The organism is Nocardia salmonicida NBRC 13393 (assembly GCF_001613085.1).
Taxonomy (GTDB): Bacteria; Actinomycetota; Actinomycetes; order Mycobacteriales; family Mycobacteriaceae; genus Nocardia; species Nocardia salmonicida.
This window is the reverse complement of record NZ_BDBR01000002.1, coordinates 287,565-311,769: the sequence shown is the minus strand read 5'-3', so window position 1 is coordinate 311,769 and position 24,205 is coordinate 287,565. Positions and strand designations below refer to the sequence as shown.

19 protein-coding genes and 1 pseudogene are annotated in these 24,205 nt (G+C 67.5%); 7 read left to right on the top strand and 13 right to left on the bottom strand.

The genetic code is table 11. The features are described from left to right. Window position 1: 1 nt before the first annotated feature. The 4 genes from pepN to NS1_RS41445 all read left to right on the top strand — a co-directional run bounded on the left by pepN (window position 2) and on the right by NS1_RS41445 (window position 4,093). The gene (gene pepN, locus NS1_RS02055) at window positions 2-2,470 is read left to right on the top strand and encodes an aminopeptidase N (protein WP_062980989.1); all 2,469 of its coding nucleotides are present in this window, start codon (window positions 2-4) and stop codon (window positions 2,468-2,470) included. Window positions 2,471-2,580: 110 nt separating this feature from the next. Further along, window positions 2,581-2,772: a hypothetical protein gene (locus NS1_RS39800; RefSeq protein WP_157125062.1), complete on the top strand. Its 192-nt coding sequence runs from the start codon at window positions 2,581-2,583 to the stop codon at window positions 2,770-2,772. A gap of 51 nt (window positions 2,773-2,823) precedes the next feature. Continuing rightward, entirely contained in the window at window positions 2,824-3,618 is a 795-nt protein-coding gene (locus tag NS1_RS02050) for a SigB/SigF/SigG family RNA polymerase sigma factor (protein ID WP_056820165.1), read from the top strand. A 112-nt stretch (window positions 3,619-3,730) separates the two neighbouring features. Then, complete coding sequence (locus NS1_RS41445; RefSeq protein ID WP_255284403.1) at window positions 3,731-4,093, top strand: hypothetical protein; 363 nt, start codon at window positions 3,731-3,733, stop codon at window positions 4,091-4,093. A 15-nt stretch (window positions 4,094-4,108) separates the two neighbouring features. Here NS1_RS41445 and NS1_RS02040 read toward each other — a convergent pair whose 3' ends face one another. The 3 genes from NS1_RS02040 to NS1_RS02030 form a co-directional block, all read right to left on the bottom strand. Next, window positions 4,109-6,691 (bottom strand): LuxR C-terminal-related transcriptional regulator, encoded by a 2,583-nt coding sequence (locus NS1_RS02040; protein WP_062980986.1) that lies wholly within the window; start codon window positions 6,689-6,691, stop codon window positions 4,109-4,111. Window positions 6,692-6,810: 119 nt separating this feature from the next. Then, entirely contained in the window at window positions 6,811-7,905 is a 1,095-nt protein-coding gene (locus NS1_RS02035; RefSeq protein WP_062981482.1) for a catalase family protein, read from the bottom strand. Next, a complete protein-coding gene (locus tag NS1_RS02030) occupies window positions 7,902-9,689 on the bottom strand; it encodes a peroxidase family protein (protein WP_062980983.1) in 1,788 nt (595 codons plus the stop codon). Before NS1_RS02030 ends, NS1_RS02035 begins: the two co-directional genes overlap by 4 nt. 293 nt (window positions 9,690-9,982) lie before the next feature. On the opposite strand from NS1_RS02030, the gene NS1_RS02025 reads away from it, so the two are divergent. Then, window positions 9,983-10,732 (top strand): hypothetical protein, encoded by a 750-nt coding sequence (locus tag NS1_RS02025; protein ID WP_062980980.1) that lies wholly within the window; start codon window positions 9,983-9,985, stop codon window positions 10,730-10,732. Between the two features lie 156 nt (window positions 10,733-10,888). Here NS1_RS02025 and NS1_RS02020 read toward each other — a convergent pair whose 3' ends face one another. Further along, window positions 10,889-11,251 carry a hypothetical protein gene (locus NS1_RS02020; protein WP_062980977.1) on the bottom strand — a complete coding sequence of 121 codons (363 nt, stop codon included), beginning with the start codon at window positions 11,249-11,251 and terminating at the stop codon, window positions 10,889-10,891. A gap of 307 nt (window positions 11,252-11,558) precedes the next feature. Here NS1_RS02020 and NS1_RS02015 point away from each other — a divergent pair, with 307 nt between their 5' ends. Further along, the gene (locus NS1_RS02015; RefSeq protein ID WP_062980974.1) at window positions 11,559-12,026 is read left to right on the top strand and encodes a caspase family protein; all 468 of its coding nucleotides are present in this window, start codon (window positions 11,559-11,561) and stop codon (window positions 12,024-12,026) included. Window positions 12,027-12,063: 37 nt separating this feature from the next. On the opposite strand, the gene NS1_RS02010 is transcribed toward NS1_RS02015, so the two are convergent. Next, a complete protein-coding gene (locus tag NS1_RS02010; protein WP_062980971.1) occupies window positions 12,064-14,037 on the bottom strand; it encodes a trypsin-like serine peptidase in 1,974 nt (657 codons plus the stop codon). Between the two features lie 112 nt (window positions 14,038-14,149). Then, on the bottom strand, window positions 14,150-14,935 hold the full coding sequence (gene legP, locus NS1_RS02005) for a Dot/Icm T4SS effector Zinc-dependent metalloprotease LegP (protein WP_062980968.1): 786 nt from the start codon (window positions 14,933-14,935) through the stop codon (window positions 14,150-14,152). Between the two features lie 210 nt (window positions 14,936-15,145). Between legP and NS1_RS02000 the strand changes: the two genes are divergently transcribed. Next, window positions 15,146-15,619 carry a hypothetical protein gene (locus NS1_RS02000; RefSeq protein ID WP_062980966.1) on the top strand — a complete coding sequence of 158 codons (474 nt, stop codon included), beginning with the start codon at window positions 15,146-15,148 and terminating at the stop codon, window positions 15,617-15,619. A 13-nt stretch (window positions 15,620-15,632) separates the two neighbouring features. Here the strand turns inward: NS1_RS02000 and NS1_RS01995 are convergent, their stop codons facing one another. The 7 genes and pseudogenes from NS1_RS01995 to NS1_RS01965 form a co-directional block, all read right to left on the bottom strand. Further along, window positions 15,633-16,835 carry a glycoside hydrolase family 76 protein gene (locus tag NS1_RS01995; RefSeq protein ID WP_084503358.1) on the bottom strand — a complete coding sequence of 401 codons (1,203 nt, stop codon included), beginning with the start codon at window positions 16,833-16,835 and terminating at the stop codon, window positions 15,633-15,635. A 160-nt stretch (window positions 16,836-16,995) separates the two neighbouring features. Beyond that, complete coding sequence (locus NS1_RS01990; RefSeq protein WP_063816044.1) at window positions 16,996-17,682, bottom strand: TetR/AcrR family transcriptional regulator; 687 nt, start codon at window positions 17,680-17,682, stop codon at window positions 16,996-16,998. Window positions 17,683-17,746: 64 nt separating this feature from the next. After that, window positions 17,747-18,646 (bottom strand): annotated as a pseudogene (locus NS1_RS38785) (FAD-binding protein); the annotation flags it as partial. Window positions 18,647-18,655: 9 nt separating this feature from the next. Next, window positions 18,656-19,981: a lipase family protein gene (locus tag NS1_RS01980; protein WP_084503356.1), complete on the bottom strand. Its 1,326-nt coding sequence runs from the start codon at window positions 19,979-19,981 to the stop codon at window positions 18,656-18,658. Window positions 19,982-20,100: 119 nt separating this feature from the next. After that, window positions 20,101-21,612, bottom strand: coding sequence for an AMP-binding protein (locus NS1_RS01975; RefSeq protein ID WP_062980958.1), 1,512 nt, complete (start codon window positions 21,610-21,612; stop codon window positions 20,101-20,103). 2 nt (window positions 21,613-21,614) lie between these two features. Then, window positions 21,615-23,114 carry a carboxylesterase/lipase family protein gene (locus NS1_RS01970; RefSeq protein WP_062980955.1) on the bottom strand — a complete coding sequence of 500 codons (1,500 nt, stop codon included), beginning with the start codon at window positions 23,112-23,114 and terminating at the stop codon, window positions 21,615-21,617. Further along, window positions 23,111-24,196 carry an acyl-CoA dehydrogenase family protein gene (locus NS1_RS01965; RefSeq protein ID WP_062980952.1) on the bottom strand — a complete coding sequence of 362 codons (1,086 nt, stop codon included), beginning with the start codon at window positions 24,194-24,196 and terminating at the stop codon, window positions 23,111-23,113. The genes NS1_RS01970 and NS1_RS01965 overlap by 4 nt, the downstream gene beginning before the upstream one ends. Window positions 24,197-24,205 lie beyond the last annotated feature (9 nt).

The window sequence follows — 24,205 nt, the reverse complement described above, 5'->3', positions numbered from 1 at the left end:
TATGAACTCCGCGAACCTGACCCGCTCCGAGACCGCCGCGCGATCGGCGGCGGTCACCGTCCGCGACTACCGCGTCGACCTCGACCTGTCGGAGGCCACGGACCAGACCCGGGCCGTTTTCGCCACGACGACGACCGTCGTGTTCGATGCCACTGTCGAGCAGACGTGGCTCGACTTCATCGGCCTCGCGGTGGAGTCGGTGACGGTGAACGGTGCGGAGGTGGCGGTCGAGTACGACGGGGCTCGGCTCACCGTCGGAGGGTTGACCGAGACCAACGTCGTCGTCGTTCGTGGCACCGGTGCCTACAGTCGTTCGGGTGAGGGACTGCACCGGTTCCTCGATCCGGTCGACGGCCTGACCTACCTCTACACCCAGTACGAGCCCGCGGACGCGCGCCGCGTTTTCGCGTGCTTCGAACAGCCGGACATGAAGGCGCCGTTCACGTTCGCGGTGACGGCCCCGGCCGACTGGCAGGTGGTGTCGAATCGGCCCTACGCGGCGATCCAGAACAACGGTCTGATTCAGAACGTCGTGTTCTCCCCCACGCTGCCGATCTCGACCTATATCACCGCGATCGCGGCCGGACCGTACCATCGTGTCGAATCCTTGTGGACGCGAGGCGAACTCACGATTCCGCTCGGAATCTACTGCCGCGCCTCGCTGGCCCGCTATCTGGACGCGGACACGATCTTCGAGGTGACGAAGCAGGGACTGGACTTCTTCGCCGAACACTTCGACTACCCGTACCCGTGGGGCAAGTACGACCAGGTGTTCGTTCCCGAATACAACCTGGGCGCCATGGAGAACCCCGGGCTGGTCACGTTCACCGAGGCCTATGTGTTCCGTGGTGCGGCCACCGCCGCGCAGTACGAGGGCAGGGCGAACACGATCCTGCACGAGATGGCGCACATGTGGTTCGGCGATCTGGTCACGATGGTGTGGTGGGACGACCTGTGGCTCAAGGAGTCCTTCGCCGACTACATGGGCGCGCTCGCGAGCTCCGAGGCCACCGAGTGGACCGATGCCTGGGTGGCGTTCGCGAACCGTCGCAAGGCCTGGGCGTACTCGCAGGATCAGCTGCCGACCACGCATCCGATCGTCGCCGACATCGCCGATCTCGAGGCCGCCAAGCTCAATTTCGACGGCATCACCTACGCCAAGGGCGCCAGCGTGCTCAAGCAGTTGGTGGCCTATGTCGGCCGGGAGGAATTCTTCTCGGGTGTGCGCCGATATTTCCGGACGCACGCCTTCGGCAATACGACCCTCGACGATCTTCTGACCGAATTGTCGGCGGATTCCGGCCGCGACCTGGCGGGCTGGGCGCGGGCCTGGTTGCAGACGACCGGGGTGTCCACCCTGACCCTCGACGAGGGTGAGATCCTGCAATCCGATCCGCGCCCGCACCGGCTCGCTGTCGGGCTCTACGACTTCGATGCTTACGGCAACTTGGTGATACGTGACCGCGTGGAGTTCGACATCGTCGACGAACGCACGCCGGTTGCCCTCGCGTCCGCTCCGCTTCGCCTGCTCAACGACGGCGATCTCACCTATGCGAAGGTTCGTCTGGATACGGCTTCGCTTGCGACCGTGGAGGGTTCGCTGAATCGGGTGACCGCCCCGCTGGCGCGCGGACTGATCTGGTCGGCGCTGTGGAACGCTACCCGCGACGGGGAACTCGACGCCGAACGCTACCTGTCCATGGCTCGCGATTTCGCGCCCACCGAAACGAACATGGCGCTGCTCACCGCTGTCCTGGCGAACGCGTCTTTCACGATCGGCCATTATCTGCCCGAGGCGACACGGGATCAGTGGCGTGGCGAGTGGCTCGAATCATGCTGGGCCACACTGCATTCGTCAGCGCCGGGTTCCGGCGCGCAGCTGGCGTGGGCGCGTGCGACCGCGGCTGCTGCCACAGTCGACGGGCGCCGTGCCGCCGACATTCGGACGATGCTGCTCGACCGGGCGCCGCAGGGTCTGGCGCTGGATCCGGATCTGCGCTGGGCGCTGTGGACTGCGTTGGCCGCCGCCGGAGGGGCGAAGGTCGCCGAACTCGACGCCGAACTCGAACGAGACAACACAGCATCGGGACGAACCGCCCACCTGCGCACGCTCGCGGCGCGACCGGAACCGGAGGTCAAAGCCTCGGCATGGGATTCAGCGCTGAGCGATACCAGCCTGACCAACGATCATCTCGATGCCGTCATCGAGGGATTCCGAGCCGGGCAACGCCGTGATCTGACAGCGCGCTACGACGACGAGTATTTCGCGGCGTTGCGCGCGGTGTGGGATCAGCGCAGCATCGAGATCGCCCGCCGGATCGTGGTCGGGCTCTTTCCCGCAGCTGATTCACTCGACGGGGTCGACCGCTGGCTCGCGGCGAATGCGGACGCACCTGGGGCGTTGCGCCGTTTGGTCATCGAACAGCGCGACCATCTCGCTCGTGATTTGCGTGTGCGCGCCGTGAAGTGATACTTCCCCTTCAGCGGTGGGGTAAACATAAAACTCTGAAAATATCGCCCTGTCAAGCCCTGTCGACCCATAACGGTTTAATAACCACCGAAACGGTGAACCCTTCATTCATGACCTACTCACGTAATCGCACAACGAGTACGCCGAGCATGGATCTGACCAGCACCACCATCATGTTGGCCACCTGCGTGTTCTTCCTCTTCGGCCTGACAGCACTCACCGCATCGCTGCCCGCCGCGATCTTCGGCGCCGTCAGCCTGGGCGCGGGAATGATGATGACCTCCAGGATGCTAGGCCTTTAGCTCACCTCCCCGCCGAACCGAAGCGCACTTGAAGGCCAGGAGCTGATCTGCATGTCCAAGACCACCGACCGCATCACCTACGAGCATGCCGAGCCCTTGTTCGTGCACTTGTCGCTGACCGATCCCCGCAGCCCCGAACACGACGCCCTGCGGGACCGGATCATCGAGGTCTGCCTACCCCTGGCCGAGCACATCGCTCGCAAGTACGCCAACCGTGGCGAGATCTTCGACGACCTGCTCCAGACCGCGCGCCTCGGCATGGTCATGGCGGTCGACCGCTACGACGTGACCACCGGATCACCCTTCCTCGGCTTCGCGGTGCCCACCATCATGGGTGAGGTACGCCGCCACTTCCGCGACCACATCTGGCCGCTGCACGTTCCGCGTCGCGAGAAGGAACTCCAGGGCAAGGTACGGGCCGCGACCGAGGAGATGAGCCGTCGTCTCCAGCGCTCGCCCACCGCCCACGAACTCGCCACCGAACTCGATGTGCCGGTCACCGACATCGCTCGCACCCTGGTGGCAGCCAACGCATTCCAGACCCGCAGCCTCGACACTCCCGCACGCGACAACGACGGCGATCCCAGCATGACCGTCGCCGACACCTTCGGCGCCGACGATCCCCACTACCGTCTCGCCGAGGACACGATCACCGTCGCACCGCTGCTGGCGCAACTGCCGCCCGAAGACCGGCAATTGCTGATCTGGCGGTTCTACGACACGCTTTCCCAAGCCGAGATCGCCGAACGACTCGGCGTCTCCCAGATGAGCGTGTCCCGCAAGCTCACCAGGCTGCTGGGCAATCTGCGTGCCGAAGCCGCCGACGAGCAACCGGTACCCGCCTGAACTTCGGCCCGCCCGCGCCGTGTCGGGGCGGTAACGGTGCGTGCTTCCACCGGCACCGTCCATTGACTCTGCGTCTACCGGGCTGCACTGTTGACGAAACAGAATCTCGCGCGTGTCGTGGCGGCGCCACCTGGTCGGCGCTGTTCACATGGTCAACAGTGTGGTGCTCGCCGGTGGGAAGGGTGCGATGACGATGCGCGGTCGACGGAATCGACGTGATCGAGAAATTCGTGAAGTACGAGAAATCCGGGCCAGCCCGGCCCACCAGACCGCCAAGTTCTTGTTGTCGGTGCTGATGCTGGCTTGGTTCGGGTCCGGGCTCGTGGCCGCGATGCAGCGAGACTATTTCACGAACACCCCGGTCAACTGCGGTGATCTGGGCACGATCGGCCTCACGGTGCTCGCGGGCCCGCTCAACTACCTCGGCATGAACCCGAGGGTCACCGAGTGCCAGTTGCCGGAGCCGAGCCCCTGAACACGCCACAGCGTCTCAGATGAGTTCCGCGAGTTGGTCGCGGTCGGTGGCGTCGAGCTTGATGCAGGCGCGGTAGATGTGACCCTCGACGGTGCGGACCGAAACGCAGAGGCGTTCGGCGATCGCGCGGTTGGACAGTCCGCGTCCGATGAGGGCGGCGATCTCGCGTTCGCGTTCGGTGATCGGCAGGGGGCGCGCGGCCGCGGTGATGGCGGGCGTGCCCGCACCGTCGCAGCGGGCGGCCAGGGCCGTGGCACGGGCGGCGGCCTGGGCGCTGGGTCGGCGCTGTCCGGCATGGTCGTGGATCGGCACCGTCTGCGCCTCGGCATCGGCAGCGGACAACAGCAGGCCCGCGGACTCGAACTCGCGGCTGACCGCGGCGAGCGCGCACGGATCGGCATCGGCGAGGGCCGCGGCGTGGCGGGCGTAGATCGCCGCGACCGGGCCCTGTACGCGATCGGCGACGGTGGCGAGCCGGGCCGCGAGGGTGCGGTCACCGAATCGGGTGGCGTGATGTAGTGCTTCGGCTTCCAGCGCGTATTGACCGGCGCTGTGGGCGAGGTCGGCGGCTTTACGGGCCAGGTCGACCGCAGCGTGCGCGCTGTGTTCGGCGGCGGCCAGCCAGGCGCGCGCGATGATCCGCTGTGGCTCGTGCAGGGCCATGTGTGGCCCGCTGTGCTCGTCGGCGTCGTCGAGGACCCGTTCGGCTTGGTCGACCTCGCCCAAGGCCGCGTAGGCGCGGGCCAGCAGCAGCCGCGCCGGCAGTTTCCACGGCAGCGAGGATTCGGCGTTGAGCGCGGCCAGCGACTGTTCGAAGGCGGCGATCGCTTCACGGAACCGACCGCGGTAGGTGGCGACGACGCCATCGGCGATTCGCGCGATCGCCCAGCCGACGAACTGGCCCGCCGAGGAGAACTCGCGATATTCGGTGGCGCGCCGCTCGGCGAGATCGAGGTCGCCGATGGTGGTCAGGGCGAGGACGTCGCCGTAGCGGACCATCACCCGGATGATCCCGTCGGTGGACTTCTGCTGCGCTCGGCTGCGTGCCGCGATCGGCGCGAAGTCGGCGCCGCGTCCGGCCACCGGCAGCGCCAGACCCAGGGCGAATGCGGCGAAATCGACGGCCTGCCGCGGCGAGTCGGGGTCGGCGATCACCCGCTCAGCTGCCTCGATGCCCGCGGCGAGGTGGTTTTCGTGCACCGCCATCGCCGCCGCCGCGGCGTCCACGGTCAGGCGCAGCGCCGGATGCTCGACGCGGGCGCGCAGCATCTCGACCAGGTCGCGGGCATGTTCGACATCGCCCAGCGACCAGAATCGCAGGCTGGCCCGCACCACACCCCATTGGACCAGTTGCAGCGGATCGAGGCGGTCGGGATCGAAGCGGGCCAGGATCTCGTCGGCATGCTGTGGCCTGCCCTGCCACAGCAGCGCACGGGAGAGCAGTTCGGCCGCGCGCAGCCCACCGCCCCGCTCGCAGGCGGCGCGCGCGAGTCGTTCGCCCAGTGGCAGATTGGCCAGCGACACCGCGTCCTTGGCCGCGTCGATCAACAGGACGATGTCGATCGGCCGGTCGCTGTCGACGCACAGCCGCGCCAGCCGGATGCGATGTGCCGGTGTGCTGAGGTCCCGATCCTGCAGCGTCTCGACGAGGCTTCCGCGCCGGGTGCGCGCGGCGGCGGTGCCGACCCGGCAGCGCACCACCTCACCGAGCAGCGGATGGCTGAACCGGACGTCGGCGACACCGTTGTGGCTCGTGACCCGGATCAGGCCGGTGACCTCGGCGGCGTCCACGGCGTCGGCGCCGACGAGCTCGCTGAGGATGTCGATGTCGAGCGGCTCGTGCACGGCCAGCGTCTCCAGCACGTCGAGCACGGGCGCGCCGGCCCTACTCAACCGCTCGTCGAGCAGCTCGACCAGACCCGAGGGCACCGCGGTGGGCCCGCGCAATTGCCAGACGCCGTTGACGTCGGTCAGGGTGCTCGCCTCGACCCCGCCCTCGACCATATTGCGCAGGAAAAGCGGGTTGCCGCCGGAGGATTCCCACATCACGTCGGCGCTGAGCCCCTCCAGGGTCCCGCCGAGGACGGTCTCGACGAGTTCGGTGCACTGGGATTTGGTGAACGGCGCCAGCTCGATTCGCTCGAGGTAGCCGTCCTTCCACAGTGAAGTGACCGCGTCGGGCAGCGGTTCCCCGGTACGGACGGTGGCGATGATGCGGGCTCGGTGGTCGACCGCGATCTGGTGCACCAGCGTCGCCGAGAGGACATCGAGCAGGTGCGCGTCGTCGACGCCGATCACCGTGTCGGGTTGGGCGAGTACGTTTTCCCTGGCCGAGTGCAGCAGCGCGAGCGGGTCACGCGACGCGGACGCGGCGATCCAGGGCGCGAACGCACCGAGCGGAATGGCCTGCGAGGACGCCGTGCAGGCCACCCAGCGCACCGGGTCGGACAGCACCGCGGTGACCAGCCGGGCCAGTGTGGTCTTGCCGACGCCCGCGGCGCCGACCAGGATCACGCCGCCGGTGCCGGGGTCGGTCAAAGCCCTACGGACGGCGTCGTATTCGGTGGGGCGATCGAGCAGCTGCCAGAGTCCGCCCATGCATGAAAAGTGTAGTTGTCCTGCGGTGATGTCACAACGAATCGACCCGGCGACACGGTTGGCGCGCCGGTGGTCCGGCGCGGCGAGCGGACGCGCCGGACGTGCGAGCGGCGTGGGGGTCATGGCGGGAGCTCGGTGGCGTCGCGCGGCTCGACGCGTGGCGCGTTGTTCACGTCGTGGCGGTAGTTGCTCGACGCCTCGTATACCCGCTTCTTGAGCCGGTTGATCGATCCGAGCGGCCGGTGCGCGTCCAGGCCACGCCAGGAGTTGAACGAGAGCACGTCGTCGCCGTAGGCCCGCCGCTGCGGGGTGTACGGATCCTGTACATCGAAGCGGATGGTCGCGATGGTGCGGTGTGGCGACTCGTCCTCCGGCCACGGCACGGTCGCGTCCTCGATCGGCATGGTCGCCGCATCCGTGCACAGTTGCGCGCGCAGTTCGTAGGTGGCGCTGTGCCCGACGAAGAAGTCGACGATCAGGTCCTGGTGCGCGTTGACGCCGGCATCCGGGTCGACCGGTTGTCCTCGCAGCGCGACGACTTCCGACGACACCGGGACATAGAGCAGCTTGGCCACGTAATCCCCGTATCGAAGGGGCGCAGAGGTGAAGAAGGTCTCGCCGAGGATGTGGGTATTGGGTGCGACGAAGACACCGAGATTCGGTGGCACGCTACGCCCGATCCGACGCAGCACGTGCGTGTTCAGCGCGGCGACGAGGTCGCTCCCCGCACGCAGGGCCAGGTCGGGCAGCCGGGCCAGCGCCCAGGCGGTCGGCATGCCCTTGGTGAGGTAGGCGTGCGCGTCGGCGAAGAGGAATTCGCGATGGGTGACCATGATGAAGTCCTGGGTGATCGCCTCGTCGTCGGGCATCGCGCGGGGCCCGTGGATGCCGAGTACCTTGATCCCGAGTCCGCGGACGCCGCGCAGTTGATCGCTGCGGATCACCCCGGACGTGCTCGACAACCTCGCGATCACCGGATAGGTGGCCGGGGTGGCGAACATGCCCTGCGCCAGTTCGGGCGCCAGGCCCGCGGGCACCGTCAGTTCGCCGCGCAGGATGCCGTGACTCTTGGCGTGCGCGTCACGCAAGCCACGCTTGTACTTGCGGTAGGCGCGTTCGTTGTTGTGCCGCAGCACCGCGATGATCTTGTCGATGTCGCGTTCTTCGTCGAGGCGCGGTTGTTCCAGGTCGTCGCGGTAGCGCAGGTAGCTCATCGCGGACTCCTCCACGGGGCGAACGGATTCGCGACACCGTCGAGCGCGGGCGCCAGAGTCGGGAAATGCCGCAGCAGCACACTGCGCATCGTGGTGTCGCGCACCCAGGCCATGCCCGCCTCGGTGTAGATCTCGGGCCGGAAGTCGGTGGTGAAGAACCGGTCGGCCGACAGCCGCCTCGACGCCATCAGCACGAATACGCGAAAGGCGGTGTCGCTGAAGCCGAAACCGGGCGGCTTGGGTTCGGCGTAGAGGCCGATCATCAGATCGACGTCGTCCACGTCGCCGTAGACCTCTTCGAGTTCGCGCGCCCACCGCGGATCGTCGGTGAGCTCGTCGAACGAGGTGATCGGCGGCAGCCGCAGGTGGCGGCGGAATTCGTTGTAGCGCGGCACTCCGCGCTCGCGGACCCGCAGGATGTCCACGGTCGCGAGATCGAGCAGCGGCTGGCCGGGGCGCTCGAGCTGTTGCAGGTGTGCGGGGTAGTTGTGCAGCGTCAACGCGCCGGGGTTGGCTCGGCCGAAGGAGTAGAGCAGGGTGTCCATAGGCATCTCGGCGAGGCGTCGGCGGATGTGGGCGACGCCGAGTTCGGGAAGCGGATGCTCGGCCAGCACGGTGTCGTCGCCGAGGCTGCGGACGACGAGTTCGTCGGGAATCAGTGGATGCATGCGGTACACCGCGACGAATTCCTCAGTGAGCGAGTACGGCACGCCGCTGTCATCACGCTCGGAACCCGGTATGCCACAGAGCACTTCGTTGCCGATGAGATCGCCGAAGCGGCGCGATACCCGCTCCCCCAGCACGCCGAACCAGTTGGCGCGCATGGCGGCGACGGTGGTGGGATGGGCGATCACCGCCGGTGTCCAGTCGACGGTATGGATCTTCGCGATCAGCGCGGAATTGACCAGTCGCGCGGTGTCGTAGAGCTGCTGGTCGTCCATGTCGGGGTAGCGCCGGGACAGGCGGGCACAGATCGCGTTGTGTTCGCGCAGGAACAGCGAGTGCAGCAGCGCGAGGCCGACCCACGCGTTGGCTGCCTCCGGCTCGAGCGCCACCAGCCGTTCGGCATCCAGTGGCGGCAGGCCCAGTTCGTCGATCACGAGCTGGCCGTGCTTGCCCGAGCGCAGAGATGCGGCGAATTCTGCGGTGCTGCCATAGATCTGGGAGGCGTCCCACCAGTGGGTCTCGCCGGTGACGTAGGTCGGCGGATCGGTCGGATCGGGCGCGGCCGTCGTCGCCGTGCGCGGGATCGTCATCGGGGGGTGTGGCCACTGATCGTCGTCGTCCAGGGTGACGGTGAAGGGGTCGCGTTCGGCAGGCTCGTGGACGAACCAGTCGTGCACCTCGAATTGGATCCAGGCCGCGGCCAGCAGATTCAGGGTGGTGGCGGGCTGGAATCGCTCGCGCGTGAGCAATTGCCTGCTGACCGTGCGCGGGTTGGGTTCCATGATCCGCGACGGCCCCTCGGGGTAGGTGTGATCCAGCGGGAAATTGCGACCGAAGCGGCAACCGATCGACCCCGCGCGGGGGTCGTCGGGACTGTTGTAGGTGCCGTCGACGGTGCGCGCGCGCTGATGCTCGCCGCTGACATCCGGTGGCAAGGGCCCGGCCGGGTGCGGGCCGGTGTCGAAGAGGTTGCGCGACCGCAGTCGGCTGCGCAGGCCGACCAGTACGGCCAAGCCCAACGGGGTCGGCAACCGGAACCAGCCGACGCGGCGGTCCAGCGCCTCGGCGGCGGCGACCAGTGCGCGGGTGACCAGGGTCTGCTGCTGTGGGTCGACCATCGAGAAACCTCCACGGGAGGGCGCCTGCTCGGCGCCTACCGGACCGATCGATTCCAGTCTCCGACACCTGGTCAGGACTGTCACGAGTAGTCGACTACGCGCGGACCCGAGCGGGCCGCGCATCGTCGCCGATGCGGGGCTGCCGTCGTCGATGGTCGTCCAGCGACTCGGACACCGCCCTGATCGGGTAGCGCACTACGCGCGCGCCGCAGCCGGTCGATGGGCGAATCTGGGTTCCAGGGCGCTCGCGCACCGCGGGCGGTACCCGTCACTGCGACAGGAAGGGGGCTCGGGTGATCACACCGATCGAAATCAAAGTGAATCTCGACGGAGATGTCGCGGGCGCACTGCAACGCCTCCGATGTAGCGACACCGGTGCGGCCTACCGCGACATCTGGTTCGCCGAGCCGCTGCACCCCGGTTCCACGGGAGCGCCGACCCTGCTGTCGAGCCGCATCGTCATCCGGTTGCGCAGCGGCGACGAAGACGATCTCACCGTCAAGCTGCGCCCGTGCCTGCGATCCCAGTTGGCGGGTCGCTGGGCGGCGCCCTTCACCGAGCCCGGCGTCCGATACCGCATCGAAACTGATTGGTCCGGCGACCGGCGGATGCTGTCGGCCTCGGCGATCAGCCTGCGGTCCCCCGGCTCCCTGCGCGCCGCCGTGGCCCGGGGTATCGATGTCACCGACACGCTGACCTCGGCCCAGCGGCAGTTCCTGGTGAGCTGCACACCTCCCGGCATCGCGGTCGATCATCTGTGCGCGATGGGCCCGGTCGCTTCGGCACGGTGGACCGGGGTGCCGGTGGGAAATCTGCGGGCCGACGTGGAACGGTGGACCGCCGCCGGTCTCGATCTGGTCGAACTATCGCTGACAGTTGTGCCCCGACAGGGTGATTCACCTGTCGATCTGCATCTGCGCGCGGTCGACGCCCAGCGCGACCTCGAAGCCGCGCTGCACGCGCTCGGGCTGACGATCGCGACGGGCGATACCAAAACCGAGCAGGTGCTCACCGCACTGGCGGCAGCACGTAGGCCCGGGTAGCACTCTCGGCAGGGGGTCGATGGCGGGGTCCTGGTCGACTTCGTCGGCGACGCGGACCCGCCCTGCGACTGTCACGGGCCCGGATGGTCCGAATCGACCACGCTGTCGATTCCGGCTCGGCATCGGACGGACCCCTGGCACTGCCATCGCGGCTGTTCAATTGGCGATGATGAAGTTGAACAGCACTCTGATATTACTGTTCCAGCCGACGTGATACCGCACCGTCATGGTGCCGTCGGCGTGTGGAACCACGTTCATGACCTGGGTGGTGGCCGGCCCGACAAACGGGGTGTTGTCGGTATCTATCTCCGTGAGGCTGACCGAGACCTGGCTGTTGGCCCGCACGTCGGCGCTCGGGAATCCGAATACCCAGGCACCCGTTCCGTGTGTGCGCAGAATCTTCTGGGCACACACGGCTGCCTCTCGAGCACCGTAGCCGGTTTTCGCCGACACGAACCTTTCCTCTTCGGTATCCGCGCTCGCTGCCACGACCGCGTCCTCCGTATCCATCTCCAACATTTCGATGCCTTTCTCAGCGAAAACACTGTGTGGAGCTATCCTCGCGCGCGATCACGTCCGCGCGAACGCGTAATCCACTACGTGAATACGCGCGGGTCCGGTGTCGACGATTTCGCTTTCGAGTAGTCCGTCACGCTATCGAGTTCCACACGCCCGCAGCAGGATCGAGGGGTAACGAATTGAGCGCTCACCTCGGGCGATCATTATCTCTGGATGGAGGAACGGCAGTGAGCGGATATTCTGTGCACATCGGATTGAACCGGGTCGATCCCGCCGCCTACGGTGGCTGGGACGGCGCACTCGCCGGTTGCGTGAACGACGCGAATTCCATAGCGGCGTTGGCCGCCGCGCAGAAATTCGCCACGTCGACAACATTGCTCGACAGCGCGCCGCCGACGACGATCCGGCTGGACTCACCGTTGTCGCGGGCAGTGCCAAAGCGATGCCGCGCGAGGTCCAGACCGAGGACAACAAGCGGCGCAGGCAGCTGCACTCGTTCGTCCAGTGCCCGAGCGGTCCACAGGCACGGGCCGATATCCGGGCGAGCGTGCTGCTGCCCGCCGGCTGCCAGGATTCTCAGCTGTCCTACGACGGACCGGTCAACGGGCAGTTCACGGGCTCGCTGCTCGAGGTCTGGGGCAACGGCGCCTTCACCGCCGGGTATTCCCAGTTCCACCGGCAGATCATGAATATCATGCCGCCCGACCAGGTTCCGAACCTGTTCACGATCAACGCGGGCGCCGATCTCCTCGATCAGCGCCCGTTCACGCCGTAAACCGCAGAGGGTACCCGGGTGTGAATTGCCTTGTCGCTCAGGCTGACAGCACATGTCCGATCGTGGCGGCCACCGCGGCATGGGCGAGGTATTCGGCGATGTCGTGCGCCTGTTCCTTGGGGTTCTCGACCGGGAGGTCACGCAGATCCGGACCCCAGGCCCGACGCAGCGGGCAGCCGATGGCGATCGGGTCACCGGCGTACCAGGTGTTGAGCCATTCGCCGACCCGTTCGGGCCTGCTCGCGCCGCCACTCAGCAGCTTGCGATACACCCCGTCCAACCCGAGCGGGCTGCCTGCGGTCACCAGCAGGCGCACGTTCAGTTCGCGGGGCAACTGGGTGAGCAGATCCATCGCGACCACGGTGCCGAGACTGTGGCTGACCAGGATCAGTTCGCCCTCGGTGGGTGTGTCGGTGAGCACCGTGTCGAGCACACTCTTGCGGATCCGTTCGTTGTCGAGGTAGGCGGCGACGTCTTTGAAGATGGCGCCGATGAGCGCGGAGTCGAGGCCGCTGCGGGCGGCGATCCAGCTGAGCTGGTCACGCAGTCGCCCCAGAACCACCGCACCGAAGCCGCCGAAGAGCTCCCGCGCCTGCGGGTCGGCGGGCACTTCGTCGACGTTCGGCATCCCCGCGCGGTGCGCCGCCTCGGCGACCAGGTCCTCGTACAGTGCCGGACCTGCGGCGACGGCCTCGCGGGTGTCCATGCTCTCGATGAGCTGGTCACCGTAGAAGGGAAAGTAGACGTCGACGGGGTCGATGGGGCCCAGACCGGCGAGGGTGAGTCCTTTGTTCAAGCCAGCTGTCCAGTTGCGGCGCAGCTCGACCGGGTCGCGCCCCTGTTGTCCGCGCCCGTGCAGGAACAGCACGCTGCGGTGACCGCCGAACGCGGTCGACTTGCCACGTAGTCCGCGCACCAGGCTTTCGTCGGCCGAGATCGGTTGCGGCATCGGCATTGTCGCCGCTTCACGCGGTGGGATCGCCGCGAGCCCGAGTTCGTCGAGCAGGGTGCGCTGTGCCGGATCGAACTGGCGCGATCCCAGATCATGGAGCAGCACGCTTACCCGCGCGCCTTCGTTGGCGATCCAGTCGATCGCGTCGTCGCCGTCTCCGGACTGCCACAGCTTGCCGTCCTTGCGCAGCACCCGGCCTTTGTCGTCCTTCTTCGGCACTCCGGCGTGGTGCAGCGCGACGATCTCCCACTGGTCGTTGAACACCGGTGAGCCCGAATTCCCCGGCTCGGTATCGGAGGCGTAGTGCAGGAAGTCGTCGAGTTGCAGGTCGAGGCGGTTGTGCCGGATCGAGATTTCCTTGAGCCGCCCCGAGGGATGCCCGACGACGTTCATCGCCTCGCCGATCACGATCTTGCCCGGCTTGGCGATCAACGGGTTCCAGCCGAACGTCGTACCGGGTGCGGCGCCGTCGGGTCCCGGTGCCACCCGGACCACGGTGTAGTCGAGGTGTTTGTCGGTGACGAAGAAGTCGGCGGGCGCGAGCCGAAAGCGCGTCGTCGGTCCGGGAACGTTGTCGATGTCGGCCTCCGCGCGGAACTCGATCACCACCGATTCGGCCGCCCCCGGCGTGGGCAGCACGTGATTGTTGGTGAGCAGCAGTTGTGGTGACACCAACGAACCGGTGCCCATCGGAACCTCACGCCCGTTGTCGGCCAACGAGATTCGCGCCACCGCCGCGGCGGCTCTGGCACCGCGGGTCAGGAAGTTCACGGCCTGTAGCTCGTTGGCGAAGCCGATGACCCGCTCGAGCGAGCGGATGCTGCCGACCGGCTCCTGCCTGCCCAGTTCGATCACCGCCTGCGCGGGAACCTCACCGGTGACGAGCAGGCGGTCGGCCCGGGCGAGAATCTGTTCCTCGGTGTCGACGACATCGGACTCGCTCACCTCACGGCGGCGGGTCACCTCGTCGCGTTCGGCCTCGGTGTCGTCGAATCGCCGCGATGCGGCGTCCATCTGTTCGTGCCATGCGGCGGTGCGTGCTTCACTCTCGGTATCCATGGGTCACCTCGCCCGGAGAAATATGCTGGAGTATTCAGCGTGGGCGCGGGCGCGGTGTCGGGCACGAGTAGTGGACCACTCGACTTCACCGAGCGGGGTACGTGCGCCGATGTCACGGGTAGATCGCGTGGGCGGCGTTCACATCGCCGACCGAGAGCGCGGAACGCTGGCCCATCGTCACGCCGGGCGGCACGGGAACGCGCGCGAGGATCGTCGGCTGCCCGGTGATGCTGAACGCCGTCGCGGGGTAATGCATGATCGAGCCGAAGTCGTACCGGCCGACGTCGTCACCGTCGCTGATGTGCTGGTCGAAGTTGTGCCGGTGGGCCGGATCGACCCGGTCCAGCCGCACCGCGACGAAATTCCCGCGGTCCTCCCTGCTCTGTTCGTGCCATAGTCCGAGCGCGTGCCCCATTTCGTGGACCACGGTGCCCACCGGCGCAGTGGCGGCGAGTTCGATGGTCTGGCGTCCGCCCTGCCGCCCCACCGGCGACCGACTCGACATGCTCGGCACGAATCGCACGAAGTCGCCGTGGGCGCCGGTGCGTGGGACGAATCGGATCCTGGTGCGCGAGTTCCACTGCGCGATCGCGTCGAAAACCCGATGTGGGACGGGCAGGGCCGGGTCGACCTCGAAGGGGACCACGGCATTCGGCCAGCGGAATACCGCACCGGAGATCACCACGCCCTCCTGTCGACGGCGGGCATCGATCTCCTCGACGGTGCCGAGCACGACGTCGCCTTCGAAGATCGCGAGATCGTCGACCACCGCAAAGCGCAGTTCGCGCACGCCGTGCGTGACGCTGCCGATCAACGCCGATCCCGCCTCCGGGCCGGAATGGAATTCGCCGGTGTCGATGGTGTCGACGGCCGACGGAACAGTGTCGTCGATGATCATGGGAATCGCGCTTCCTGTATCGGGTTCGACGACGGCGGAGTCCGTCGCCCCTCCAGGAAGCGTGGGCCGAAGACCCACCCCCACGCGCGAGTAGCGGGCTACCCGATCACGCGCACCGTCATCGGGTCGGCAACGGCCACTGACTACGCTGACGGCATCCCCGGACGAAGTCTGACGGGGCCGTGCGCCGACCCGCGAGGAGAACTACCCATGTGGCCGTCCGATTGGCCCTCGTCAGCCCGCGCGATCACGACCGCCATCGAGTCCGCCGTCACCGCGGCGAAGGCGGCCGACGAATCCGGGTTCCGTGCGACCACCGCGGACCTGTCCGAACTCCCCGCCGATCAGGTCACCTCGGTGCTGGCCGCGATCGTCAGAGAGCTGCTCGAGACCGCGCATCCGGACGGTCTCACCGGTGACGATGTGCGTGCCGTCCTGGAATCGGTGGTCCGGCGATCGGCTCCGTGGCTGTCCGGACTCGACGCCACCGCGGTCGTCAGCGCGCTCACCGGGGCGCTCGGGGTCGACGAGTCCGCGGAAACCGACCGCGCTTGGACGAACCCCCAACCCGCCGCGGTATTGCTGATCGAATACCTCGCCGATCTGGCCCGCACATCGCCGCAGCAATCCATTCAGCGCGCCATCAACGAGATCGCCAGAGCCGAGACAGTCGAAATGCCTTGATGGGCCCGTGAGTTCAGCGGCCCGCGGCGGTGAGCCGATAGTCGGCTTCGAGCAGCATCCATCCGCTCAGCTGCACCGACAGGTCGCGGCTCAGATTCGCCGACGACGAGGCGGAGGTGTCGGCGAGCTGGAGGAAGACTCCTGGATGGTCCGGGACCACGACCGGACGGTTCCAGTCGGTACCGAACAGCGGCAGGCCATCGACCTCGGCGCGATGCGCCCAGGCCGCCTGAGCGGAGGCGTGCACGATATTCGCAGCGGTCGTGTTGCCCAGTGCCAGTGCGGTTTCGGCGAGATAGCGCGCGAGAATTCCCATGAAGAGCCCGGAGTCGTTGCCGGCGGACGCGGCGATCACTCCGGTGTCGGTGAGCCGGTGCTCGACTGCGGTCACGAGTGCCGCCGCACGGTCGCGGTGCCCCGATTCGCCGGTGCGTAAAGCCAATTCGGTTTCCAGCCCGATGGTCACGCCCTGGCAGTAGGTGTGGACGGTGCGATCCACCTGGCCGCCGGGCTCGTGGACACCATCGTGGATCAGGCCACTGTCGGTGTCACGCAGTCGAGTGTTCAGGAAATCAGCGAGTTCACCGGCGCGGGACATGTCGCCGAGGCGAGCCATCGCGAGACCGGTCGGACCGATCGCCGCGGTGTTGTAGAAATCGTCGCCGGACCGCCATGGCACCGCACCCACGTCGGGGTTCCATCCATCGTTCAAAGCGCCCCGCAGATCGCCTATCGCGTCGTCGAACCGGATATCGAGTAGTCGGTCGGCCCGTTCGAGCGTCAGCGCCAGCCACGCCATATCGTCGTAATACCGATTGGTCCATCCGGTGACATTGCGGGTTCGGATTCCCCGTGCGAGTGCGACCACCCGATCGACGCGGTCGGGGGTAGGTGCGCGGTGGGTGGCATCCACCGCGCAGTCGAGCAGATGCGCCTGCCACCAGTAGCACCATCGCCCGAAGGCCCGTTCCGCCAGATCAGCCGGCCACACCAGCGCACCCAACCGGCGCTGCGGCAGCCCCCAGAGCGAGCGCACATGTCGCGCCACGATCGCCTGTTCCGCCAGATCCGCCCGCTCCCCCGCACCGAGGTCGCGGGAACGGCCACGGATGATCGTCCCCGCCGGTGTCGGCGGCGCTACCGCCGCCAGCGCGATCGCCGCCCCCGCCGCATACAGCACACTGCGCCGACTGAACTCGTGGTTGCGGCGATGCATCCGCTCGGGCTCCTCCTCGTGGACATCGGCGTCGGCGCCGAATCTCCAGGATCCCGTGTCGGGATTGCCAGAGCCTGAACTGCTCCGGTGAGCCGCGGAAACGTTTGCGCAACCACCAGCCGAACCTGCCCGAGCCAGCACCTGCCAGGAGGTTCCCGGGCTAGGACTCGCCGGTCTCGGTCCCCGGGGAATACGGCGAGCTGAAGCCGGAAATCCACTCGAAGGACGTCGCACCCGGTTCGGCAGCCCGCTCGGCGGCCGCGGCGAATGGAGCATTGTTCTGCGTCAATCGGACGATGGCGCGTTCGAGTGCCGGCAGGATCTCGGTGATCGCGATATCCCCCTGCGCGAAACGTGCCAACAGGGCGTAGACCATGTTGGTCAGCACGAGGGCGAAATCGGCGGCGTAGTCCTCGTCGAGACTGGCGAACATCGCGCCGACCGCGGGCAACACCGCGGCGAAACCTTGGGCGTCGAGTCGCTGCCCACCGGGACCGGAACGAGCATGCGAGTAGGCAGCCAGCATCCGAGGGTGACGCTCCCACGGTTCGAACACGTAGCGGGTCACCCGTATCAGCACATCGGCGAGCGATTCGCCGACTCGCGGCGGGTCGAGTTCGGTGTAGGTGTTGGTGGCCATCCAGTGGGCGACCGCTGTGAGGACGAGTTCGTCACGGGTGGGGTACAGCTTGTAGACCGTGGTCAGCGATACCTGCGCGAGGCGGGCCACCCGGCGCAGCTGAACCGCGTCGTAACCTTCCGATTCGAGCAGCGACAGGGTGGTTTCGGTGATTTTGCGCGCGGGATCACCTTCGCCCTTTCTGGCCACCATGTCACAGTAGTCCATCCACTCTTCCTGTCACCGAAGCGATCCGCCCTCAGATGCGGGTCCCCACATCCTCGGCGACGAGGATGAACCGGTCGCCGTCGTGGGGCCAGTGCAGGATCGCGTCGTCGCGGGCAGCGTCGTAGGCGAAGGCACCGCGGCTGTCGCTGACGCCGTAACCGACGAGCATCGTGCTGGCAACATCCACCTGCATCGGTGGGATGGGGGCCTGGACCACGGTGTGCGCCGCCTGTGGGTCGTTCCAGTTCTTGCTGCCGTTAGATCACCGGACCACCCTGCGGCGCAACGAATTGCGCGGTCGGGTCATTCCAGACGTAGATGCGGTCGGCGTTGGTGGGAGGTGCCGAGGCGCTGCACGTGCACGGTCCAGCGGCCGTCGCGGGCGCGCTCGAGATCGGTCACCTCGTGCAGGGTCTGCACCTGGCACCGGCCGGTCGCTTCGGCGGCGGCGATGTAGGTGACGTCGACGGAGTGCTTGCCGCCGTTGTTCACGCCCATCGCACCGTCGCCGTTGGTGTAGAAGGCTTTCGTCTCCCCACGCAATTCGGCCAGCGCGAAATTCCAGTCGATGGGCATCGGGATCTTCGACAGCGGCATCCCGGCCCCGCGCACGCGTTCCGGCGAAAACCCGTGCGGCCCGATAGTTTTCGGTGGCGATCAGTTCGTCCGGCGCTTCGGCCAGGCCCAACATTCGCGCCACTCGCGGGTAGTGCACCCGGTCCATCGTCGCCCAGTCCGGCTCTCGCGGAAAGTGCGCGTTGAACCCAGATTCGGCGGGCTGTAGCGACATGCCCTGGTAGACAAACGAACCGCCGCCGACACCGGCCGCGCACAGCGCGTTCGGCCCACTGGGCCATCGCTGGCCCCGCTCGAGAACCGTCACGCTGACACCGGCCTGCGCCAACCGCAGCGCGCTCACACCGCCGCCGAAACCCGACCCGATCACCACCACTCGGTGATCCTCGTCCCTTGTTCAGTCGATACTGCAGCCGGAGACCGGCTTGTCCGCAAGGCGATCGAGAAGATAGGTGAACGCGTTGTCGGGACCGAAACCGTCGATGATCTCCGGCCCGAAGTGATTCGGGATGGTGGTTCCGGGCAGGATCGGCGGCAGGTCGTTCGTGCGGAAGGTGACCGTAGCGCCCTTGCCGCACCAGTCTTCGGCGAGCCGGCGAGCCTGCCCGTACGGGACGGTGTCGTCGTTGAGACCGCTCGTGATCAGGACCGGCGTGGCCGGGGTGGAGTTGCCGATGCGCAGTTCGGCCAGTACCGGTGTGGCTTCGGGCAATTCGGCGAGATGCGCGGACAACGGTCGACCGTCGTTGGTCAGCGACGAGGTCTTCAGGAACGGGTGGTAGGTGATCACGTCAGCGATGCAGGAATTGCTCAAGGTCTCGAGCATGTCGCGCCCGGCCTGGCTGGTGACCCGGTCGACCGCACGGTGCAGTTCGGGGTAGCGCGCGAGCATGCCGTTGACGGCGAATCCGATCGCGCCGCCGATCAGCGCGCCGTCGATCTTGTCCAGGATCGCGGTCAGGTCGGCGACAGGTCCGCCGGCCCAGGTGCCTTTGAGATTCAGTTCCGGCGCGTAGGCCGGAGCCATCTCCGCGGCGGCCGCGGTGGCGCCACCGCCCTGGGAGTAGCCCCAGAGCACGACCGGCGTCTCCGGCCCGACACCGCCCAGATTGTTGGCCGCGCGAACACCGTCGAGAATCGCGTGTCCGCTGTCGAACCGATTGGCGTAGGTGTGCATGCCGGGTGTGCCGAGGCCGATGTAGTCGGTCACCAGCACTCGCGCGCCCAGACCGCTCCACACCACAGACGACGGCAACTCCTGGTTGGCCGACACCCCCAACGGCTGGGTGGACACTGCCAGCCCCGTCGAGAACGCCACCGACATCGCGCAACGGTCGGCCTGACCCGACGTGCCGGGGCCGATCACCACCGTCGGGCGCGGTCCCGCGCCTTGCCACGGTCCGGTCGGCTCGATATAGGTCCCGCTCACCGCGACCGGGGAACCGTCCTGCAGGCGCGACGTGTACATCACGTGCTGCGCGCGGCCCGGCCACCCCTGTTCGGTGGGCGGTGTCACGTACAAGGTCATCGGCTGGGTTTTGATGATCGCGCCCGGTTCCTGCGGAATCTGGTCCGGCGGCGTGTAGAACGAGCTCATCGGCTCGGCCGAGACCTCGCCCGCATCCGTCACCACACCGGCCACCGCCGTGGCACAAGCCAAGACCAACACCGCGACGATGCGCCCGGCCTGCGGCCGCATCCGTCGAAGATCCTGTCGCTTCATCGAGAACCTCTCAGTCGACACCACTGACCGGCGTCGTCGCCGCAGTGACTCAGGTCGCCGGAGAAGCAGATCATGATGCCTGTCACACCAGCGCCCGGTAGAGAGTAACATTGTTACTGTCAGACGATTCCACCGAGGGTTCGCCGGTCGATGGCCCGCTTGAGGATCTTGCCCGTGGCTCCCCTGGGCAAGGCGTCGACGAACTGGATCACGCGCGGGATCTTGTACGCGGAGAGTCGTTCTCGGGCCCACGCCGCCACGTCGGCGGCTTCGAGCACTGATTCCGGGTGCCGCACGACGACGGCGGCGACCTCCTCGCCGTAGTGGTCGTCCGGAACACCGATCACGGCCACCTCGACGATGTCGGGATGGGCGAACAGGATCTCCTCGACCTCGCTCGGATAGACGTTGTAGCCGCCACGAATGATGAGGTCCTTGGCTCGGTCGACGATGCGCAGGTCCCCGTCGGCATCGACGACACCCAGGTCCCCGGTGCGCAACCAGCCCTCGTGGTCGAGAACATCGGCGGTGTCGGACGGTCGCTCCCAATACCCCTTCATCACTGTCGCGCCGCGGATGAATATCTCACCGACACTCGACGGCGGGCACGGGTGGCCCGCCTCGTCCCTGACCTCGATCCGGGTGAACGGCGTCGGACCGCCGACGGATCCGGCCTTCGCATCCCGCTCGATGTCGGTGAAGGTGCCCATCGCCGTAGTTTCGGTGAGCCCGTACCCCTCGAGCAGCGTGCAGCCGAAGCGCGCCCGGAATTCCCTGGTCACCGCGGCGGGCAATGACGCGCCGCCGGAGACGGCGATCCGCAGGTGGGCGAAGTCGGCGGAGTCGGCGTCGCCCGCGGTGTGCAGCATCGCGTTCCACATGGTCGGTACGCCGACCATGACGGTGAGCCGATCGCGGCGCAACATCGCCGTCATCGCCTGCGCGTCGAATCGGGAGAGCAACGACAGCGACCCACCGGCGGTGAAGGTTGTCATCATCACCGAGGCCTGGCCGAAGACATGGAACAGCGGCAGCGCTGTGCCCGTGCGGTCCGACCGCGTCGAACGGCTGCACGCGACGCCGATCTCGCCCGCGGACAGCAGATTCGACACGGTCAGTTGCGCGCCCTTGGGACGACCGGTGGTGCCCGATGTGTAGAGGATCGCCGCGGTGTCGTCGGGGTCACGGTCACGAACCTCCGTCGACGCGAGACCCGCGTCCGCGCCGGGGCGTAGGTTCCAGACGGGCACGCCGCGCGCCTGTGCCGCCGACGAGGCGGCGGGACCGAGTGCGTGCCAGGCGATGACGAGCGCGCAGCCCGCATCGTCGAGGACATAGTCGACTTCGTGCCGGGTCGACATCGTGTTGATCGGTACCACCACGGCACCGGCCACCTGAATCCCCAGGTAGGCGACGACGAATTCGGGTACCGACGGTGCGACGAGCAGCACGCGATCCCCGACCCGCAGCCCCGCCGCGACCAGCGCCGCGGCGTAATTGATACTCCTCGAACGCAATTGGTGATAAGTCCACGCGGCGACGTCGCCGGGGACGGAACTTTCGCCGCGAACGGCCACCGTGTCGGGGTGGGTATCGGCATGCCGGCGAACGGGATCGAAAAGATTTGCCATGGTCAGTCCTGTCGTCCTGGGTGGCGCGTCGCGTTTTCCTCGGCACGCGGATTGCCGACCAGCTGCGAGGAAGGCTCGTCGAAGGTCATGACCAGCTTGTCCTCGGCGTAGCGGGGCCAGCCGGGGTCACCATGGGTGGCGAACCCGATCCAGGCCGAGTGCATTTCGTCAGCGATCCGCTGTGGCGGATTCGGACCGGTGAGGCTGGTCGCCACGGCCAAGGTGTCGAAGACGAACGGCACCTCGAGTCCGTGTATCGCACCCAGATCCGCGCGCCGCCACCCGAACTCGTACAGGAACGCCGGGGTGTCGACAGCGGTCTGCGATTCGACGAGTTCCCTGGTGGGACCACGGAATACCGCGTCGGTCACCATCGCCGCGAGCAGGTCACCCGCGGTCGCCGCGGGACGGTTGGCGGCGTACCGCCTGATCGACGAAGCGCCGATGCCGAAGCGTGCGAGCGCGAACGGTAGCGCGTCGACAGTGATCGCGTCCCCGAGTCCGGTCGGCACCGTGAAAAGCCGGAACTCCTCGGTGGTGCAGCCCGCGAGCAAGGCGATGCCACGGGCGGATCCCGCCGCGATCGCCTCGACGGGTACCGCGGGAAGAACATCGCCGTCCACGACCGGAAAGAAACTCATGCCGGCCCCGGCGACCAGCACCGACTCCCCCCAGCGCGCCGGGTCAGGATCGCGGGACAAGGCCGCACGAACCGACTCCTGCGCGGCCAGCAGCGCCGAAGGTGACACTGCCGCGAAGGCTTCCGCGGTCGCGGGCACACCCAATGCCTCAGCGAGTTCGCCACTCAGCACACGAGCATCGTCGACGGTCGCCGCGACGCCGCCGTTGCCGCTCTGCATGATCGCCCGTGCGAACAGCCCGGTGGCGGCGGGCGAGCTCAGCAACGAAGCGACGCTCATCGCACCCGCTGATTCGCCGAAGACCGTGACATTGTCGGGATCTCCGCCGAACGCCCGCACGTTCTCACGCACCCAGGCCAGCGCGAACAGCTGATCGAGCAGGCCGCGATTGGCCGGTGCCCCGTCGAGCACGGCGAAGCCCGCAGCACCGAGCCGGTAATTGATCGCCACGAGCACCACCCCGTCACGGGCGAAGGCGGTTCCGTCGTACGCCGGTACCGCGTTGGACCCGTGCACGAACGCACCTCCGTGGATCCACACCATGACCGGCAGGCCGCCCCCGCCGGGGTCGGGCGTCCAGATGTTCAGGTTCAAGCATTCAGTCCCCGCGACCAGGTGCGTGCCCAAGATCTGTTCGATACCAGGCGGGTACGCGCCCTGCAGGCACGTCGGGCCGAGTGCGTCCGCCTCTCGAATCCCCGTCCAGCCCAGGACTGGCGCCGGTGCCCGGAAGCGAGCAAGTCCCACCGGGGAGGCTGCGAAAGGCACTCCGAGAAACGCACTGACACCGTCGACCGTCCGGCCACGCACCTTGCCGCCGGTGACCTCGACGACCGGTCGCCCGGTGACCGCGGGCTTCACAGGTCGACCATGTCGTACTCGGCGACCCGGTCCATCAGGTATCGCAGATGGTCATCAGAATTTCCGAGCGTCTGTTCGATGGCGGTGAGCCGCGCGAAGTAGCGCGATATCGGATGCTCCTCGGTCATTCCGATGCCGCCGTGCAGTTGGACAGCCTCTTGACCGACGAACCGTGCCGACCGCCCGACACGCAGCTTCGCCCGCGAGGCCACCGTCTGGTCGATCAGGCCGTCCGCCAACGCCGTCGAGGCGTATACGGACATGCCGTGGGCGAGCGCAACCGCGATGTGCATGTCGGCGGCGCGGTGGGTGAGCGCCTGGAAGCTCCGCAAGGGAACACCGAACTGTCTTCGCGTACAAAGATATTCGGCAGTGATACGCAAGGCCTCGGTCATCGCGCCCACAGCCTCGGCGCACAGCGCGGCCTGGGCCGCGATCTGGGCAGCTTCGATGGCCGAGTCGGCGCCCAGCGCGGCCAAGGGCTCGGCGGCGGCCTGTTCGAAGACGATGTCGGCCGCGCGCATACCGTCATGGGTGGCACTTCCACGCCTGGTCACGCCCGCGTCGGCGGGGTCGACGAGGAACAGGCCGACACCGTCGGGCCCGGTCGCGCTGACAACGAGCAGGTCCGCTTCGGCACCGTAGAGAACGGGTGACTTACGCCCGCTCACTCGCCACGAAGCGCCCCGCCGGACCGCAGCCGTCGAGAAGGTTCGCAGTGGCCAGCGCGAGCACAGCTCCTCGTGTGCGAACGCGAGCCGCAGGTCCCCCGCCGCGACCTTCGGCAGCAGTTCGCGGCGCTGGCCGGGACTGGCCGCCTCGACCAGCAGGCTCCCCGGTAGGTAGGCGCAGTCGAGTACCGGGATCCGGGCCGGGCAGGCGCCGAGTTCCGACATCACGATCATGGCCTCGATCGGACCCGCACCCTGGCCACCGTCGGATTCGGGAAAGGTCAGCCCGAGCAACCCGAGGTCAGCGAAAGTTGCCCACAGATCATCCGACGCCGCAGGCGCAGGATCGGCCAGCACGTCGCTGACGGTGTCGCGCAACATCGCTTGTTCCGCGGTCGGTTCGAAATTCATGGTCTGGGC

Bases quoted from the DNA above. Each gene is read 5' to 3' on its own strand.
- pepN (WP_062980989.1), top strand. From the start codon at position 2: ATGAACTCCGCGAACCTGACCCGCTCCGAGACCGCCGCGCGATCGGCG.
- NS1_RS39800 (WP_157125062.1), top strand. From the start codon at position 2,581: ATGACCTACTCACGTAATCGCACAACGAGTACGCCGAGCATGGATCTG.
- NS1_RS02050 (WP_056820165.1), top strand. From the start codon at position 2,824: ATGTCCAAGACCACCGACCGCATCACCTACGAGCATGCCGAGCCCTTG.
- NS1_RS02040 (WP_062980986.1), bottom strand. From the start codon at position 6,691: ATGGGCGGACTCTGGCAGCTGCTCGATCGCCCCACCGAATACGACGCC.
- NS1_RS02035 (WP_062981482.1), bottom strand. From the start codon at position 7,905: ATGAGCTACCTGCGCTACCGCGACGACCTGGAACAACCGCGCCTCGAC.
- NS1_RS02030 (WP_062980983.1), bottom strand. From the start codon at position 9,689: ATGGTCGACCCACAGCAGCAGACCCTGGTCACCCGCGCACTGGTCGCC.
- NS1_RS02020 (WP_062980977.1), bottom strand. From the start codon at position 11,251: ATGTTGGAGATGGATACGGAGGACGCGGTCGTGGCAGCGAGCGCGGAT.
- NS1_RS02010 (WP_062980971.1), bottom strand. From the start codon at position 14,037: ATGGATACCGAGAGTGAAGCACGCACCGCCGCATGGCACGAACAGATG.
- legP (WP_062980968.1), bottom strand. From the start codon at position 14,935: ATGATCATCGACGACACTGTTCCGTCGGCCGTCGACACCATCGACACC.
- NS1_RS02000 (WP_062980966.1), top strand. From the start codon at position 15,146: ATGTGGCCGTCCGATTGGCCCTCGTCAGCCCGCGCGATCACGACCGCC.
- NS1_RS01995 (WP_084503358.1), bottom strand. From the start codon at position 16,835: ATGCATCGCCGCAACCACGAGTTCAGTCGGCGCAGTGTGCTGTATGCG.
- NS1_RS01990 (WP_063816044.1), bottom strand. From the start codon at position 17,682: ATGGACTACTGTGACATGGTGGCCAGAAAGGGCGAAGGTGATCCCGCG.
- NS1_RS01980 (WP_084503356.1), bottom strand. From the start codon at position 19,981: ATGAAGCGACAGGATCTTCGACGGATGCGGCCGCAGGCCGGGCGCATC.
- NS1_RS01975 (WP_062980958.1), bottom strand. From the start codon at position 21,612: ATGGCAAATCTTTTCGATCCCGTTCGCCGGCATGCCGATACCCACCCC.
- NS1_RS01965 (WP_062980952.1), bottom strand. From the start codon at position 24,196: ATGAATTTCGAACCGACCGCGGAACAAGCGATGTTGCGCGACACCGTC.